Source organism: Paenibacillus sp. MDV22-iso6 (assembly GCF_058408365.1).
Window position 1 is genome coordinate 900375 of record NZ_JBZVDZ010000001.1, and the last position, 17171, is coordinate 917545.

The 17171-nt window shown below is 47.9% G+C and carries 15 protein-coding genes; 14 read left to right on the plus strand and 1 reads right to left on the minus strand.

Features of this window, described 5'->3' with window-relative positions; translation table 11 throughout:
• The first annotated feature begins 44 nt into the window (after window positions 1-44).
• The 11 genes from AC4PM4_RS03825 to AC4PM4_RS03875 all read left to right on the plus strand — a co-directional run bounded on the left by AC4PM4_RS03825 (window position 45) and on the right by AC4PM4_RS03875 (window position 12918).
• On the plus strand, window positions 45-707 hold the full coding sequence (locus AC4PM4_RS03825) for a class II aldolase/adducin family protein (RefSeq protein ID WP_491612798.1): 663 nt from the start codon (window positions 45-47) through the stop codon (window positions 705-707).
• Between the two features lie 264 nt (window positions 708-971).
• Complete coding sequence (locus AC4PM4_RS03830) at window positions 972-1724, plus strand: FadR/GntR family transcriptional regulator (protein ID WP_090950051.1); 753 nt, start codon at window positions 972-974, stop codon at window positions 1722-1724.
• A 16-nt stretch (window positions 1725-1740) separates the two neighbouring features.
• Entirely contained in the window at window positions 1741-3786 is a 2046-nt protein-coding gene (locus AC4PM4_RS03835; protein ID WP_491612799.1) for a hydantoinase/oxoprolinase family protein, read from the plus strand.
• Window positions 3783-5756: a hydantoinase B/oxoprolinase family protein gene (locus AC4PM4_RS03840; protein WP_072732930.1), complete on the plus strand. Its 1974-nt coding sequence runs from the start codon at window positions 3783-3785 to the stop codon at window positions 5754-5756. Before AC4PM4_RS03835 ends, AC4PM4_RS03840 begins: the two co-directional genes overlap by 4 nt.
• Before the next feature lie 75 nt (window positions 5757-5831).
• The gene (locus AC4PM4_RS03845; protein WP_491612800.1) at window positions 5832-6968 is read left to right on the plus strand and encodes an ABC transporter substrate-binding protein; all 1137 of its coding nucleotides are present in this window, start codon (window positions 5832-5834) and stop codon (window positions 6966-6968) included.
• Window positions 6969-7039: 71 nt separating this feature from the next.
• Window positions 7040-8173: an ABC transporter ATP-binding protein gene (locus tag AC4PM4_RS03850; RefSeq protein ID WP_491612801.1), complete on the plus strand. Its 1134-nt coding sequence runs from the start codon at window positions 7040-7042 to the stop codon at window positions 8171-8173.
• Window positions 8170-9087: an ABC transporter permease gene (locus AC4PM4_RS03855; protein ID WP_491612802.1), complete on the plus strand. Its 918-nt coding sequence runs from the start codon at window positions 8170-8172 to the stop codon at window positions 9085-9087. Before AC4PM4_RS03850 ends, AC4PM4_RS03855 begins: the two co-directional genes overlap by 4 nt.
• Window positions 9080-9919, plus strand: a complete 840-nt coding sequence (locus tag AC4PM4_RS03860; RefSeq protein ID WP_491612803.1) for an ABC transporter permease — start codon at window positions 9080-9082, stop codon at window positions 9917-9919. The genes AC4PM4_RS03855 and AC4PM4_RS03860 overlap by 8 nt, the downstream gene beginning before the upstream one ends.
• Entirely contained in the window at window positions 9916-11133 is a 1218-nt protein-coding gene (locus AC4PM4_RS03865; RefSeq protein WP_491612804.1) for a M24 family metallopeptidase, read from the plus strand. Before AC4PM4_RS03860 ends, AC4PM4_RS03865 begins: the two co-directional genes overlap by 4 nt.
• 78 nt (window positions 11134-11211) lie before the next feature.
• Entirely contained in the window at window positions 11212-12405 is a 1194-nt protein-coding gene (locus tag AC4PM4_RS03870; RefSeq protein ID WP_090807502.1) for an MFS transporter, read from the plus strand.
• 162 nt (window positions 12406-12567) lie between these two features.
• The gene (locus AC4PM4_RS03875; protein ID WP_491612805.1) at window positions 12568-12918 is read left to right on the plus strand and encodes a hypothetical protein; all 351 of its coding nucleotides are present in this window, start codon (window positions 12568-12570) and stop codon (window positions 12916-12918) included.
• A 113-nt stretch (window positions 12919-13031) separates the two neighbouring features.
• Here the strand turns inward: AC4PM4_RS03875 and AC4PM4_RS03880 are convergent, their stop codons facing one another.
• Window positions 13032-13658: an FMN-dependent NADH-azoreductase gene (locus AC4PM4_RS03880; RefSeq protein WP_400344952.1), complete on the minus strand. Its 627-nt coding sequence runs from the start codon at window positions 13656-13658 to the stop codon at window positions 13032-13034.
• A 184-nt stretch (window positions 13659-13842) separates the two neighbouring features.
• Here AC4PM4_RS03880 and deoR point away from each other — a divergent pair, with 184 nt between their 5' ends.
• From deoR to AC4PM4_RS03895, 3 genes are all read left to right on the plus strand, one after another.
• A complete protein-coding gene (gene deoR, locus AC4PM4_RS03885) occupies window positions 13843-14781 on the plus strand; it encodes a DNA-binding transcriptional repressor DeoR (RefSeq protein WP_063563981.1) in 939 nt (312 codons plus the stop codon).
• Window positions 14782-15034: 253 nt separating this feature from the next.
• The gene (gene deoC, locus AC4PM4_RS03890; protein WP_063563980.1) at window positions 15035-15685 is read left to right on the plus strand and encodes a deoxyribose-phosphate aldolase; all 651 of its coding nucleotides are present in this window, start codon (window positions 15035-15037) and stop codon (window positions 15683-15685) included.
• Window positions 15686-15958: 273 nt separating this feature from the next.
• Window positions 15959-17149: a NupC/NupG family nucleoside CNT transporter gene (locus tag AC4PM4_RS03895; RefSeq protein WP_053780590.1), complete on the plus strand. Its 1191-nt coding sequence runs from the start codon at window positions 15959-15961 to the stop codon at window positions 17147-17149.
• The last annotated feature ends 22 nt before the right edge of the window (window positions 17150-17171 follow it).

Below are 17171 nucleotides of genomic sequence, written 5' to 3' on the forward strand. Positions count from 1 at the left end.
TTGTAAAATGCTTAAAAAGAAAAGTCAAAGGAGTGGAGCAGAACATGTCTGAACAACAGGTAAGGGAAGAATTGACCAAATATGCCCGCAGAGCGGTTGCTCAGGGACTGGTGGTTGGACCTGGGGGGAATCTGAGCGCCCGTTTCGAAGGAACGATGCTTCTTTCGCCGAGTGGTTACGCACTAGAGGATCTGAAACCTGAAGAATGGATCGCGATTGATATTGCGACAGGAGAGACACGTGCCGGATCAACACGCCCTTCCTCCGAGGTGTTGATGCATCTGTATAGCTATCGGGTCAACCCTGACATTCAAGCCATTGTGCATACACATCCGGCATACACCATCGCCCTGAGTCTCGTTTTCGATGAATTGCCTCATTTGTTCCCTGATCAGTCGGCACTGGTAGGCGATATTGGCTTTGTCCCTTATGTTCTTCCCACAACCAAACTTCTTGCTGATGCGGTGGCTGCCAAGGTTGAAGAGCACACAGCGCTTATTCTGGTTAACCACGGATTGGTCACGACAGGTAAAAACCTGCGCGAAGCCTACTACCGCACCCAGGTGGTGGAGGAAAGCGCCAAGGTGTACATGATCGCCAAGGCAGCAGGGGAGCCTAAAGTGCTTACTGCGGAAGAATACAAGGAGATCCAATCTCTTGAAAGTGAAACCTACCGCGTACAGCTGCTGCAACAACTCAAGTCGTAAATGAATATTTATAATTAAACGAAATTTAAAGGTTATCTCAACAAAGAGCAGATTACGTCCTCCAGAAAAAAATCTGGAATATAGGATGTGAATTGCTCTTTTTTTATTTTGGATCAAACGGGGAGTACATGGTGGAAAAAAATAATACATAGTAATTGGGTAAGAATTATTGAAATTATTGTCGATTGAAGGTATACTGTCGTTAATCATCAGTGAGTAACAACAAAAAGAACTACAATTATTTAAATATGAGGAGTGAATTTAGTGGGTCCTGAGCTAAACGAATTGGAGTTGGAATACGAACTGCTGAAGCAGCTTCGGGACGCGAGCGCTCCCATCGGGGCCAGCACGTTGGTTCATACCCTGGGCAAAACGTACGGTCTAAGTCAGGCTACAATCGGAAGAAGACTTATGGAGATGGACGTTGAAGGTTTCACAATACTGGAGGGCCGGAGGGGGAGGGTTCTGACCGAACAGGGGCTGGAACGAATCAAGATTCTGGAGAAGGATTTACAGCAAAAAAGTGTAAATTCCCAGCTCATTCAGATGCTGAACCATTCCGGTGAAAAGGCTCTGCTCGATGTCCTTGTAGCCAGAAGGGCTCTGGAACGGGAAATTGCTTCCCTGGCAGCACAACGAGCCTCCAAAGAATACATAGTGCTACTGGAAGCCTCTATTGCTACCCAGCATCAATTGCTTTCCCAGAATATTATTCCTTACGAGGAAGACCGGGAATTTCACAGGCTACTGGCTTATGCGGCTCAAAACCAGATTCTGCTGCATGCGGTTGAACTCGTCTGGGAGACAAGCCGTGATTTCCTGGAAACAGCTTATATTAGGCAAAGAGTAGGTAGCGAACTGGTCGTGGACCACCAGCGGATTCTGGAGGCAGTAGCAGCAGGCTCCCCGGAACAGGCTGAAGCGGCAATGGTGAATCATATTAACCAGATGATTGAGGATGTCAAACGATATTTTGCCATGCAGAACCTTAATATAACTTCGGATGAGACCCGGTGATAAAGGAGTTGAACTTGTGAAAACAATTTATCGATTAGGTATAGATATCGGAGGCACATTCACGGATGCCCTAGTTATGGACAATCATGGCAGGGTGATTGCGGCACTGAAAACGCCATCGATTGCAGCAGCTCCGGAACAGGCGATTTTTAATGCACTTGATCAGCTCAAGGAAAGCGGAATCGATCTTCATGAGATCGATCTGTTTGTGCACGGAACAACACTTGGGGTTAACACCCTAATTGAGCGTAACGGCGCAGTTACAGGTCTGTTGGTCACCAAAGGGTTCCGGGATATTCTCGAGATTCGGAGGCTACGACTCGAGGATACAACCAATCTGTATGGTGACAAGACCGATGCGCTTGTTCCGAGACATCTCGTTAAGGAAGTGGATGAGCGAGCACTTGCGAGCGGTAGCATACTTCAACCACTGGATCAGAAGCAACTGCTTCAAGCGGTAGACGAGCTGGTGGAAGAGGGGGTTACTGCCTTGGCGATCAGTTTTTTGCACGCTTATATCAATCCTGCTCATGAGCAGCTTGCGGAAGAGTTAATCAGAGAACGTCATCCGCACCTGTTTCTCTGCAGAAGCAGTGCCATTTGGCCGCAGCAGCGTGAATTCGAACGTACACTCGCCACAGCCATGAATGCATATGTTGGGGAACGCATGGGATCATACTTTCTTCGTCTGCAAGAAGGAATTGGCGCTTACGGTCTGAAAGCCAATCTGCTGTCCACGATGTCCAATGGTGGAATCATGACGGCGGCCAGAGCGACCAAAGAGCCTGTACGTACTCTTCTGTCTGGACCTGCTTCCGGCGTAATCGCAGCAACCCATATTGCCGAGCAGGCCGGCATTCATCAAGTCATCACGTTTGACATGGGCGGGACAAGCGTTGATGTTGCCCTCATCGATAAAGAGCCTGCCTATTCTACCGAGAATAAGGTTGGGGATTTTCCAGTCATCATTCCCGCTGTGGATGTAACCGCGATCGGAGCGGGTGGGGGCTCAATTGCCTGGCTCGATTCCGTAGGGGTACTCAAGGTGGGACCACGAAGTGCAGGAGCCAATCCAGGTCCAGCCTCCTATCATCGTGGGGGAGAAGAGCCAACAACAACGGATGCTTATCTGCAACTGGGCATTTTGCAGGCTGATCGATTCCTTGGCGGACAGATGAATCTTTACCCCGAGCTTGCAGAACGTGCTCTGGGCAATCTTGGCGAACGGCTTGGACTAAGTCCCACGCAAACTGCACAGGCCATTCTTGATGTGGCCACCGCCAATATGTATGCCCAGTTCTCTCCGCTCATGGCACGCAAGGGGGTTGATCCCCGGGACTTTACGCTGCTCGCCTATGGTGGAGCTGGGCCAATGCATGCTTTTCTCATGGCGCGTGAAGTGGGCATCCGCCGAGTGCTGATCCCACCATCTCCAGGAACACTTTGTGCCATGGGCTGCACGGTTGCCAACCTTCGCAATGATTTCGTTCATACCTTGCACAAAAGCAGTCAGACGCTTGAGCCTGGTGAGTTATCGACTCTTTACACCAGACTGGAGAATCAAGGTCGTAGTTGGGTTGAAGAGGAAGCCCGCGGCGGAGTGAAACTGGAACATATCTATTGCTTATACAGCGCCGACATGCGTTACGAAGGTCAAGCCTTTGATTTGGAGGTTACGCTCACATCCGAAGAAATCGCCGATCCTGAGAAAGCAAGGATCAAATTCCATATGTACTACCAAAATGTGTTTGGCATCAGCCAGCAGGAAGCTGAAGTCATGTTCGTTAGTCTGAGAGCGACCATTGTTGGCATCCTGCCCACCCAAAGCACGGCGTCTCCGGTAGAGTTGCCATTCGATGAAAGTGAAGCAGAAGAACGAATCATCACTTTTGACCACGAGCAGCGAACAGCAAAAGTTCTTACGAGGGGACAGATCCCACTGGATATGCCCATTCTTGGGCCCATTATTGTGGAGGAATATGATACAACCATTTTCATCCCGCCTGGATTTACGGTATACCGGGATGGTAACGGTAATGTGATTGGGGAGGTGGAGCAATGATTGGCGACAAGGTTTTTCTTGAAATTTTCAACAACCGGATTCAGGCTGCGGTGGAGGAAATGGCCAATGTCGTGCTGCGCACGGGATTCACCGCTTTTGTTAAAGAAACGGGCGATTTTGGAACCTACCTCTTGTCACCATCCGGGGAAACGTTTGGGTCGCCATTGGAGACGGGTTACAATCTGTCCCTTGGCATCCCTGCTGCGGCGACCATAAACAGCATTACAGACTGGAAGGAAGGCGATCTGGTCATCTGCAATGATCCTTATTCCACCAAAGGCATGGTGACACATCTACCGGATGTTCATCTGATCAAGCCCTATTTTCACAAAGGGGAAATCATCGCATACGGCATGTGCTTCGTTCATTCTTCCGATGTAGGTGGTAAGGTACCGGGGAGCGTATCTCCAAGCGCCTACGATATTCATATGGAAGGCATTCGAATTGCGCCAGTCAAGCTGTATGAAGCAGGCGTTCTTAATGAGCAGATACTGCGCATGTTTCTGGACAATAGCCGCATTCCGGAGCAAAACCTCGGTGATCTCAAGGCACTGATGGCAGCCTTGAATCGGGGGGAGCAGCGACTAGAGGAGCTTATCGGCCGCTACGGTGTAGAGAGGATTCAACAGGGTATTAAGCAATTGCTGGAATACGCTGAGTTGAAGGCCCGCGCCATCGTACAGGAGATCCCGGATGGTTCGTATGAGTTCTGGGACTATCTGGAGAAAGGTCCTGGCGGTTATCCCATCCGATTGCGCTGCAAAATGACAATCGCGGGCAGTGATATTCATCTGGACTTTAGCGGAACCGACCCTCAGGTCAGAGCTTCGTTCAATATTCCTACCCACAATCAACAGGGGCATTACATGTTGGTTCCCGCACTCATTCGTTATTTCCGTACGCTCGATCCAACAATTCCATGGAATTCGGGCATGATTCGCATGGTTCGAAATTATGCACCACCGGCTTCAGTTCTCAACCCGGAGCCGATGGCAGCGGTTGGCGCACGAGCAGCTACCTTTATTCGGCTAATGGATGTCATCACAGGTGCTCTTGGAAAAGCTCAGGCAAGTAAGGTTCCCGCCGCAGGAGCCGGACAGGCATGCATCGTTATGATGGCGATGACAGATGCGTCAGATGGCAAAAAAAAGGTTGGCGTGATCCAGCCGATATGTGGCGGTTCAGGAGCAAGACCGATGAAGGACGGAATTGATGGCATGGATTTTGCCGTGGGTCATCTTCGAAACATTCCTGCGGAAACAGTAGAATCCGAAATGCCTGTGCTCATAGAGCATTATGGCCTTCGTGCTGATTCTGCTGGTGCTGGAACCTTCCGTGGTGGAAGCGGAATCGACCTGTGTGTCAAAATTCTTACACCAGATACCGTAATGACCGCCAGAAATATGGAGCGTATGGAGTTTCATCCGTGGGGCAGGCTTGGCGGAGGTGTTGGTACCCATGGGGAAGCGATTCTCAATGCTGGACGTGCAAGTGAACACCATCTGGGAAGAATTGATGAGTTGCTGCTCCAACCCGGAGAGACGGTGACGTTCCTGTCACAGGGCGGAGGTGGATATGGCGATCCATTTGATCGGGATCCAATGCTGGTTCTGGAGGATGTTAGAAGAGGACTGGTATCGACGGAAAAAGCTCTTGAACTGTATGGTGTCGTCATAGAAGGCCGGAACCTGAACGTGAGTGAGACCAGACAGTTGCGGGCCAAGCGGGAACGGCAGCAGGAAGAATTCGATTATGGCTGGACAAGGAAACAGTTCGAGGCCATATGGACTGACGAGATGCAAGTATCGCTGAATCAGGCGCTGCTGAATGTTCCGCTGGCACTCAGAGACTACCTGAAGCGTCAGACCATGGGAGCCGTGGAGGAGAAGCAAACTGCGACCGTATCCGTATCTCCACATGAGATATCAGGCATTATGGAAGGATTGCGTCAGAAAATAGGATTGCATTGATAAGGTACATGAAGGAAAAACGAATTAATTTTTGTCAAATTCATAAAACCAACTAAATCGATGGGGGAAAATCTCATGTTTAAATCAAACAAGAAACGCTTTCTCAGTCTCGCCTCACTGACACTGGCCGGTACACTGGTTCTCTCTGCATGCGGTGGAGCAAGTAGCTCCAGCAATACAGCAGGAGGATCCGATTCTTCTGGAGGAAGCGGAGACAAGGTTAAACTGACCATGTTTATCTGGGCTGGCTCCAATCAGGATGTCGTTCCAAAAGAAGTGGTTGCAAATTACGTCAAAGAGCATCCAAATGTTGAAGTTACTTTTGAAGAATCATCCAATGCAGTCATGTATCCGAAAATGGTCGCTGGCAAGCAGGCTGATCCCAACAATCCAGTTGTCAACTTTGGTTACTTCAACGCAGATGCGACGGCAAAAGGCTTGAACGATGATATGTGGGAGCCACTGGATACAAGCATCGTGACCAATATCAAGGATATCCCGGAGCAATTCCACAAGCCTGACAACAAGGGTGTCGTGTGGGGAGTTTCGAGCTTCGCGCTTGTCTATAACAAAGACCTTGTAAAAACACCGCCAACAAGCTGGAATGATCTGTGGGATAACGAGGAATTCAAAGGGAAAACGGCACTTTGGGACTACATGTTCTATTCCTATATCTCTCCACTTCTTGCAGTCAAAGGACAGGAGCTTGGCGCATCATATGAGAATCCGGAGCCAGCATTCCAGTTCTGGGCAAATCACAGTGACCAGATCGGCACATTGGTTACATCCAATGACCAGTTGAAGGCTCTTCTGGAGTCGGGAGATGCTCTGATTGCTCCTTTCAGTGCACAGGTTGCACAGACATGGATTGACGGCGGTTCTCCACTCGCTGTAGCGTATCCGAGCGAAGGAGCCATTTCCTTCCCGTACACACTTCAGGTTGTGAAGGGGTCAACACCTGAGCAGACACGTGTAGCCAACGAAATTATCAACGAGCTGCTGAGCGCAGAGGCGCTGTCACAATATGCAGAAGCAACAGGTACACCGGTAACCAGCACGACTGCTGCCGTTCCGGACAAATACAAGGACGATCCTTCCTTCTCCGTGGAAACACAGAGCAACGGGATTAGTCCTGACTGGGATGTTCTTGCTCAAAACAGCTCTTCCTGGAAGGATCTATGGGACCGACTCGTCAAAACCAAACTTCAATAAATGATGGTTTTCAGACAAACCACGATAACGGGTTCTATTTCGAACCCGTTATGGACGGGAGGGAAACAGAGATGAGCAGTGAACAAGAACTCATTTCCATTGAAACAAGAGAAGTCACAAAGACCTACGGAGAGCGAGCAGCGGTTAACCATGTGTCACTACAGGTGAAGAAGGGAGAATTCGTTTCCCTGTTAGGTCCGAGTGGCTGTGGCAAAACAACACTGCTGCGGATGCTTGGCGGACTTGAGCAGCCGGATCAGGGGTTCATTATGCTGGGAGGTCGGGATGTAACCGGCATCCCGGCCTACGGACGCAACAGCAACATGATTTTTCAGCAGCTTGCGCTATTCCCACATATGGACGTATTCAACAACATCGCCTATGGGCTCAAGGTGAAGAAGTTACCGAAAGCCGATATCAGGAAGCAGGTACACGAAATGCTTGAGCTGGTACAGCTCGGAGATTATGGCAGACGAGCTGTTTCCCAGTTATCCGGAGGGCAGGCTCAACGCGTAGCCATTGCTCGCGCGTTAATCAACAGACCCGAAGTTTTGCTGCTCGATGAGCCACTTTCCGCACTGGATATGCAGCTGCGTCTGGATATGCAGCGCGAACTGAAACGCATACAACGAGAGTTCGGCGGTACGTTCATCTTTGTAACGCATGATCAGAATGAAGCCATGAACATGTCAGATCGGATCGGCGTCATGCGCGCTGGCAAGCTGCTGCAATATGCTACGCCTGATGAAATCTATGAAAGACCGGCAGACAGCTTCGTGGCCAAGTTCATCGGCGATACCAATCTTCTGGCAACAACGGTGCTTGGACAGGATACGAATGGAATCCGGGTTGAATGCTTCGGGTATTCGCTGCTGGTGAAGACAAATGAGAACACCCCGGTTGCCCTAATAGGTGACCGGCACTCGTTGTGCATTCGCAACGAATATATTCGACTTGGAGAGGATGCGAACCCTTGCCTGAACAAGCTGGATGGACGTGTCATAGAAGCAGTGTATGGCGGGGCAAATATTCGTTACACGATCCAGATTGCTGAGGGGTTTCTGGTTCAGGCCAGTGTACTGCATCAGCGAGGAGCCTCACGTTTTAGCCCGGGGGAGCCAATCCGGATTGGCTTTGATCCGGAGGACGCGCTCTTGTTATCCGAACCTTTGCTGCTTAATCCGGTACAGGAGGAAGGGATATGAATCGGGTTACGGATCGGATCGTGAATCTGTATTCATCCAAAAACCGCCGGTGGATTACCCAGTTGCTTCTTCTGCTACCCGCTCTGACCCTGATGGGCATCGTGTATCTGGGTGGTCTGCTCATCTTTGGCAGGTACAGCTTTGATATCTATGAAAATGGCAAGCTCATCCGGGGCTGGGAGTGGGATGCTTATCGTGCTTTTCTGTCCGATCCGTACTATTGGAAGCTGATAGGCACCACATTTCGCGTTGCCTTCAAGGTCACGCTATGGAGCCTGCTGCTTGCATACCCGCTAGCTTATTGTATTGCCGGCCTGAAGAAACCGGGCATGAAGCAATTGTTGCTGCTGCTTACGTTTCTTCCGCTGCTGGTCAGCGCGGTTGTTCGATCCTATGGCTGGCAGCTGCTGCTATCCAAACAGGGGTTCATGAACTGGCTGTTTATACGACTTGGAATCACGGATGATGGCTTCAGTATGATATATAACGAGACTGGTGTGGTCGTCGCTCTTGTTCATATTTTTCTGCCGTTCATGGTCTTTCCGATCCTGAATGTATTGTCACAAAGTGACGCTTCGCTAAAAGCGGCTGCACAGGATCTGGGAGCAGGAATCTGGCGGACATTCCTCACGATTACCCTGCCTTTATCAGCGAGAGGTATTGCTAGCGGGGTACAGATTGTATTCACGCTATGCCTCACGGCCTTTACAACGCCCCAACTGATTGGCGGAGGCAGAGTCATGACACTGCCGGTATTTATTTACCAGCGAACACTGGATACCAACTGGCCGATGGCTGCGGTAGCAAGTATATTCTTGCTCGTTTCTTCCATCATCGTTTCACTTTTGGTCAATAAAGGAGCCGAAATGCTGATGTTCCGTCGTTCCCGGAAGGGAGAGCAGGCTTATGGTTAAGTCGAAAAGGTTCACTAAATTGCTGCTATATATATTTGCAGGGGCTGTAGCAGTTTATTTACTGTTGCCACTGCTCATGATCCTATTGACATCAGTAGGTTCCGGATCGGCCAGTAAATTCCCGCCGGAAGGTCTTACCCTGAAGTGGTATGCGAATCTGGGAGAGCAGACTCAATTTCTCGTTGCATTCAAGAACAGTCTGATTGCCTCCACTGGAGCGGTATTGCTGGCGCTGATTACCGGAACACTTGCGGCGCTGGCTATCGTACATTACCCTTTCCCGGGTGCAGGCATCTTAAGAGCCTTTTTTGTATCCCCAATGGTTATGCCGAAAATTACGCTTGGTATTGCGTATCTAATTTTGTTCTCCAAAATGCATATTGCAGGCGGATTGTTCGCTCTTATTTTGGGTGAAGCGGTCATCGTGCTTCCCTTCGTGCTAACGCTTGTAGGCAGTGCATTGGCCAACCTGCAACCCGCACACCGAGAGGCGGCAGCAGACCTTGGAGCAGGGCCACTGCGTATCTTTTTTACAATCACATTGCCACAGCTTAGACTATCTCTGCTCCTTTCAGGGTCAATCGCATTTGTCTTCACTTTTGACCAGGTAGAGGCTGCACTACTGCTGCTTCGTCAGGACAGCTACACTCTGCCGATACAACTGTTTCTTTATATGGAAAAGTGGCAGGACCCGACGATCGCTGTTGTATCTGTCGTACTTATCGCTTTTGCACTGGCCTTGTTCATGATCATCAAGCTGGTATTGCGCTCAGTACCTGGATTTGAGAGTTTGTTTGGGGGCAGGAAAAACAAAAGGAGGTCTGAATCATGAACAATTCAAATCATATATCCCACAGCTCGGGTCTCAACCGGGACCGGGCGGAAGACGTAATGAAAACTCAGGGACTTCGTGCCCTGATCGCAACAACTCCGGAAAATATTCACTATGTCATCGGCTCCCAGCTACGCGCAAGCAACTGGACCATGCAGATCTACGCCATTCTACCTGCCGACCGATCCGCTCGACCATGTATCGTCATTCCGACGAATCGTTTGGGCGTTGTGGCCCAATTCGGTATCACTGGAGTAGATATATTTGCCTACAGTGACTTCTTCGTGGAAGGTTCGATCGAAGGCAAACCTTCTACGGATGACATTGATCTGTTCTACTCTCTGCTACAAACGACAGTCATTCATCCAGGGCCGATAGAAGCGCTTAAAGCTGCACTGAAACAACTCGACATCGAGAATCAACCGATTGGAATCGATGAGATGCGAATCGCTCCTGAACTTTTGGCACGGATCACGGAGGATGCGCCTCAAGGAGCAGTTGTTCACGCGTACAAGCTATTTCGCCAAATCCGCTTGGTTAAGACGCCTTTCGAAATCGAGCAGCTCCGACAGGCTGCCCAAGTCAATGAACGGATTGAGCAAGAGCTGATTGATCTGATCGCAGCCGGTGTTCATGAGAAGCAGCTTGCTGACCATTATCGGCTATCTGTGATGAAAGCAGGTGGGACTCCTGCAATGACTGCGGTAGGAGCGGGTCCGCGCAGTGCGCTGCCGCTCATCGAAAATTATTTTCATATCATCGAGCCAGGTGATCAGATCCGCTTTGATCTGTGCTTGCAACTGGAAGGATACTGGGGAGATACAGGGCGTACCGTTGTGGCAGGAGAGCCAACTCCCTGGATGAAAAAACATTTTAATGCAGTAAAAAGTGGATGGGAGACGGCACTTGAAACCGTACGCCCTGGCGTCAAGGCTTCCGACGTCTTTCATGCGGCTGTGTCTCGCGTGCAACGTGAGGGAATTCCGCATTACCGACGTCAGCATGTTGGTCATGCCATTGGCTTGGAACTGTATGACGACATGACCCTCTCTTCCGGCGACCAGCGCATACTGGAGCCCGGCATGGTGCTGTGTGTAGAGGTACCTTATTATGAGCTCGGCGCTGGTGGCTTCCAAATCGAGGACACGGTTGTTGTAACTCCAGATGGATATGAGTTTTTGACTCATATGGAGCGTAAACTGTTCATCAAATAACGATTAATGGAAGGCTTCAGCCAAGCGATCAGTCAGCAGCCGATCATGGAGCTTTCCTACCGAGAAAGTTGGAATATCATGATTCAGCAGGGAACTAAGACGTTTCGTAACATTAGCCTTGCGCTGTTTGCCGGAGGTTTTGTAACTTTTGCGTTACTTTACAGCCTCCAGCCCCTGATGCCCGAGATTAGCGAGGCATTTGCGATCTCGCCTGCACATTCCAGTCTTACCCTCTCAGTTACGACGATTGCCATGGCACTGACCATGTTGTTCATCGGTTCCTTATCTGATTCATTGGGAAGACGATTTATTATGACAGCAGCTTTAGTTGTTTCATCTATTATTGCTATGATTAGCGCGTTTAGCCCTGGATTTACCGAGTTGCTTCTACTTCGAATTCTCCAGGGAGTTGCACTTGCCGGGCTGCCCGCGACAGCCATGACATATCTGTCTGAAGAGATTGAGCCTGCCAGTCTAGGGTATGCCATGGGCCTCTATATCAGCGGAAATTCGATCGGGGGTATGGCTGGTCGTTTTATCAGCGGTGTGATCACAGACTGGTTCAGTTGGCGTGCTGCAATTGGTTTTATCGGTATTCTTGGCCTATGTGCGGCTGTTATTTTCTGGCTTGTCATCCCGCCATCCCGCCATTTTGTCAAAGCGACTCCTGGATTCAAAAAGATCATTCCGCTTTTGTGGTCACAGTGTCGGAATCCACGTCTACTTTGCCTATACGGATTGGGATTTCTTCTGATGGGGGGCTTCGTGACGTTATTCAACTACATTGGATTTGAATTGACAGGAGAACCTTATCATCTTAGCCAGTCCATCGTCGGTAGCCTTTTTGTTGTGTACCTTATGGGTACGTTGAGCAGCACCTGGATGGGCAGGCTTGCAGATCGGTATGGAAGATCGAATGTCCTTGGAATCGCGCTAGGTATTATACTGGCCGGTGCAGTCTGTACCATTCACCCCGAACTTTGGGTCAAAATAATTGGACTTGCCCTGTTTGCCTTTGGTTTCTTTGGCGGACATTCCATCGCCAGCAGCTGGGTTGGACTCGTGGCGGATCAGCATAAATCCCAGGCCAATGCCTTGTATTTATTTTTCTACTACGTGGGATCAAGTGTAAGCGGAACTGGAGGGGGACTACTTTACAGCCATCTGGGTTGGATTGGCATTGTGGGCATGATTGGTCTGTATGTGGTAATCGGCTTTATATTGTGTCGGTTGCTTATAGAAAGGGTACAAGAACATAAGCTTACTTTTTAGCTAAACATAGATCGAAAGTTCGGTAATAAAAAGCACTCATTTTGACCCATAATCACCCAATAGTCCCTAATACAATAACTAACTTTTTTCGACAAGTATTGCATATCCCGAAATACCGAGTATAATACTGGGTAAATAGATGCAAAGGGGATGCAATAAACGATGAAAACACATGCTGAACTGAACTCACTTCTTGTTGACGATTATCTGGATCTCCTGAACATAGCGAAACAGCTAGATGATGAGGAGTGGAAAGAGGCCATTCTGCAAGCATTGAAAGAAGAAGTGGATGCTAATCATCATCTGGATTCAACCGAGGTTAGACAGGATCTTTGGAGTCAATTTGAAGGTATTAACGAACAGATGCATGATCTGTTAATGCAACTGAAAAATGCCGAGGGTCCCGAAGAGAAAGAACAGATTATTGAAGCCATTTGGGGACTGAAAGTGGACCGCCATGCCATTACTCGCAAACTTGAAACCATGAGCCGTGCCAGCGCTGGACATCAATAAAGCTCTAACGTTTATTATAAAATAATAAAAACCCGCATGCCGCCCTATGGAATTAATAATTCATGGGTTGGCATGCGGGTTTTGTGTTTGTTGCTGTATTTGTTTAGTAAGGGTTAAAACTGTTTAGCGAGTGTACGTGCCTCTTCAATAGCTTGCTGTTTGATCTCATCTGCCCGTTCCTTATATTGGTTATGTCCTTCCACAAAAATGCCTTCAAGCTTCGGAACACCCAGGAAAGACATGATAATGCTCAGGTAACGATGACCAGATTCCATCTGAGCCGCAGGCCCTTCGGAATAAATGCCGCCACGAGCCTGAATATGCAGTGCCTTTTTGTTGGAAAGCAATCCAACCGGGCCTTGTTCCGTATAACGGAACGTTTTACCAGCCACGCAGATGGAGTCGATATAAGCCTTCATAATTGGAGGAAAAGAGAAGTTCCACATCGGTGTCACAAAAACATATTTGTCAGCAGAGGCGAATTGATCCGATAATTCATTCAAACGTTGAACCTTAGCCTTTTCTTCAGAAGTCAATTCGCTGCCGGATTGGAGTTTCCCCCAACCACTGAATACATCTGCATCAATATGAGGAATATCCGAGCGATACAAATCCAGATGAATAACCTCATCCGAGGAATGGCTTTCACGATATGCATCCACAAATGCTTTACCTGCAGCCATGCTGAAGGAAGTTTCATAATCATGAGGATGGGCAGTAATATACAATAATGTAGACATACGGTTCTTCCTCTCTATGATGTTTTTTGCCAAAAAGGGCCCACATTAATAAGCGACCGATGTAGTATGCATCGTTTATAACGTTTTATACCTGGATAGTGACCTGGTACTCAATCATGTATAATACAATGGTGTAAGGTGAATCGAACGATAATAGGAATGAGTGAGATGAGCGCATATGGGAATGGATCTGGAGAAGCAACGATTAAGCATTGAAGCAGCGAAATTGTATTATCAGTCGGATTACAGCCAGCAGGATATTGCGGTCAGGCTGGGCGTGTCACGTCCAACGGTATCTCGGTTACTTCAGTATGCGAAAGATCGCGGTTACGTTCGCATTGAAATTATGGACCCGCTGGAGGATATCGACATTATCGCCGGGGAACTCAAGGCCAAGTATAATCTGGATACTGCGCTTGTATGTTTTGCCCCGTTGAAGAGTGATGAAGAAATTTTGAAACATATTAGCAAAAGAGCAGCAGATTACTTACAAGATACGGTGCAAGATGCGGACATTATTGGGGTAACCTGGGGGACAACCATGAACGCCGTAGCCCGTCAGCTTCGTCCCAAGCAAGTCAAAGGCGTGGAAGTGGTTCAACTTAAGGGAGGCGTAAGTCATTCCCACGTGAATACGTATGCGGCAGAAATTGTTCATTTATTTGCGGAAGCTTTCCATACGGTTCCCCGATATTTGCCTTTGCCCGTGATCTTCGACAACATTGAAGTCAAAAAAATGGTAGAAGCAGACCGACATATTGGCAGGATCGTGGAACTTGGCCGACAGGCGAATATTGCCATGTTTACCGTAGGTACAGTGAAGGAAGATGCACTTTTGTTCAGACTGGGGTACTTTAATGATGAAGAACAGCAATTGCTGATGCATTCAGGTGCAGGTGACATTTGTTCACGTTTTTTTGACGCAGAGGGCCGCTTGATCAGTGATGAGATTAACAACAGAACCGTCGGAATTGACCTGGCCGAGCTGCGAAATAAGGAAAAATCGATTCTCGTGGCCGGGGGAAAACGTAAAATAGAAGCCATTCATGCTGCGCTCAAAGGTCATTACGCCAACATTTTGGTAACAGATCAATACACAGCTCAGGCTTTGCTCCGATTATAATGCAATGGATGACAACATCTGCCACGCGACATGGGCGGATGTTTTGCTTTCTTAGACAGAAGCTATACTGTACGATTTCATCTTGGTGAGGGAAGCCTTTTGTTTAATGAAGTTTCCATGGAATGTGTTAAGATTTCAATGATGAACAAAAGTTCATATTGATTTTTACATATGTTCATGTTAGGGTAGGGATATAGAAAATAACTAGTTCAGATAAGGGGAGATTGAATTGACTACACCACAATTAGCCAAAATGATAGATCATACCTTGCTTCGTGCAGATGCAACACAAAGTGAAATGGCCAAATTGACCGAAGAAGCGAAACAATATCAATTTGCTTCTGTATGTGTTAACCCAGGCTGGGTTGCTTATGCTGCTGAACAGCTTCAAGGTACTGGCGTAGATATTTGTACCGTTATTGGTTTCCCTCTGGGAGCTTCCACTTCCGAGACCAAAGCATTCGAAACTAAAGACGCGATTGCTAAAGGTGCTACTGAGGTGGATATGGTCATCAACATTAGTGCTTTGAAAGATGGTAAAGATGACGTTGTTGAACAGGATATCCGTGCAGTTGTTGAAGCAGCAGCGGGTAAAGCTTTGGTGAAAGTCATTATCGAAACTTGTCTGTTGACGGATGAAGAGAAAGTACGTGCATGTCAGGCAGCAGTAAAAGCTGGAGCTGATTTTGTCAAAACGTCCACAGGTTTCTCTACGGGTGGAGCAACACCAGAAGACATCGCTTTGATGCGTCGTACCGTAGGTCCAGATGTAGGCGTTAAAGCTTCCGGCGGCGTGCGTAGTCTGGAAGACATGCAAAAAATGATCGATGCAGGAGCAACTCGGATTGGCGCAAGTTCCGGTGTGAAAATCATGCAAGGCGAACAATCTACATCTAATTATTAAATCGTGAGTAACTTAGCTCGATAAATTCCACTAGATGGAATGCTTGGATGCTTTAAAAGGGTTTAACTTGTTCTTCATATCTATAAATGGATGTGGGGAACAAGTTTTAAAGCTGATCCAAATTTTCTATATTTTTAATTAAAACAGAATCATAAAAAACCGAATTTATTGTAAGCGCTTCAACCGTTTTCTGAAAGGTTAATTCATCACATATATGGGAAACCTTTGAGCTGAATGATCATCCGGCTTAACTACCTTCAAAGGAGAGATAGAATGAAATTCCTAATTGCCCTTCTTGGTATACTTGTTGTCTTTGGACTAGCTTATCTGGTCAGCAACGGTAAGAAGAAGATCCGATATCGTCCACTAATTATCATGATTGTTTTGCAAGTTATATTGGGATACGCATTGTTGAACACAGAAATCGGTACGTTTTTGATTGGCGGTTTCGCGACTGTATTTGAAAGTTTGCTTGGCTATGCAAATGACGGTATCTCATTTGTATTCGGTGGCTTGACTACCGTTGGTGCAGACAGTGGGGGCGCGCCGTTTTTCCTCAGTGTATTGATGCCGATCGTCGTCATCTCAGCGCTCATTGGGATATTGCAGTATATCCGAATCTTACCTTTTGTTATAAAATATATTGGTCTGGTATTAAGCAAAGTCAACGGAATGGGCAAACTGGAATCATATAACGCGGTTGCTTCGGCTGTATTGGGGCAATCTGAAGTGTTCATTTCTGTGAAAAAACAAATTGGGTTGCTGCCGAAACATCGGCTGTACACCTTGTGTGCCTCGGCGATGTCCACGGTATCGATGTCGATTGTCGGTGCCTATATGTCCATGATTGATCCGAAATATGTGGTTACGGCACTTGTGCTGAATCTGTTTGGCGGTTTTATCATTGCTTCCATCGTGAATCCTTATGAGGTTTCCGAGGAAGAAGATATATTGGAAGTACAGGAAGAGGAAAAACAATCCTTCTTCGAAATGTTGGGCGAGTACATTTTGGATGGTTTCAAAGTTGCCATCGTCGTAGCAGCAATGTTAATCGGTTTTGTTGCTTTGATCGCACTGGTTAACGGGATCTTCAGTGCAGTGCTCGGCATTTCGTTCCAGGAACTGCTTGGTTATGTGTTTGCACCATTTGCTTTCATTATGGGTGTTCCGTGGAAAGAAGCGATTCAAGCGGGAAGTATTATGGCTACCAAAATGGTATCCAACGAATTCGTTGCCATGCTTGATCTGACCAAACAGACTACATTGTCTGCCAGAACAACAGGTATCGTATCCGTCTTCCTCGTATCGTTCGCCAACTTCTCCTCGATCGGTATTATTGCCGGTGCGGTGAAGGGACTTCATGAGAAACAAGGTAATGTGGTGGCCCGCTTCGGTCTGAAACTGCTTTACGGTGCATCGCTTGTCAGCGTGCTGTCTGCGATCATCGCCGGACTGTTCTTGTAAAAGCCGGATTATTGGAAGGAGT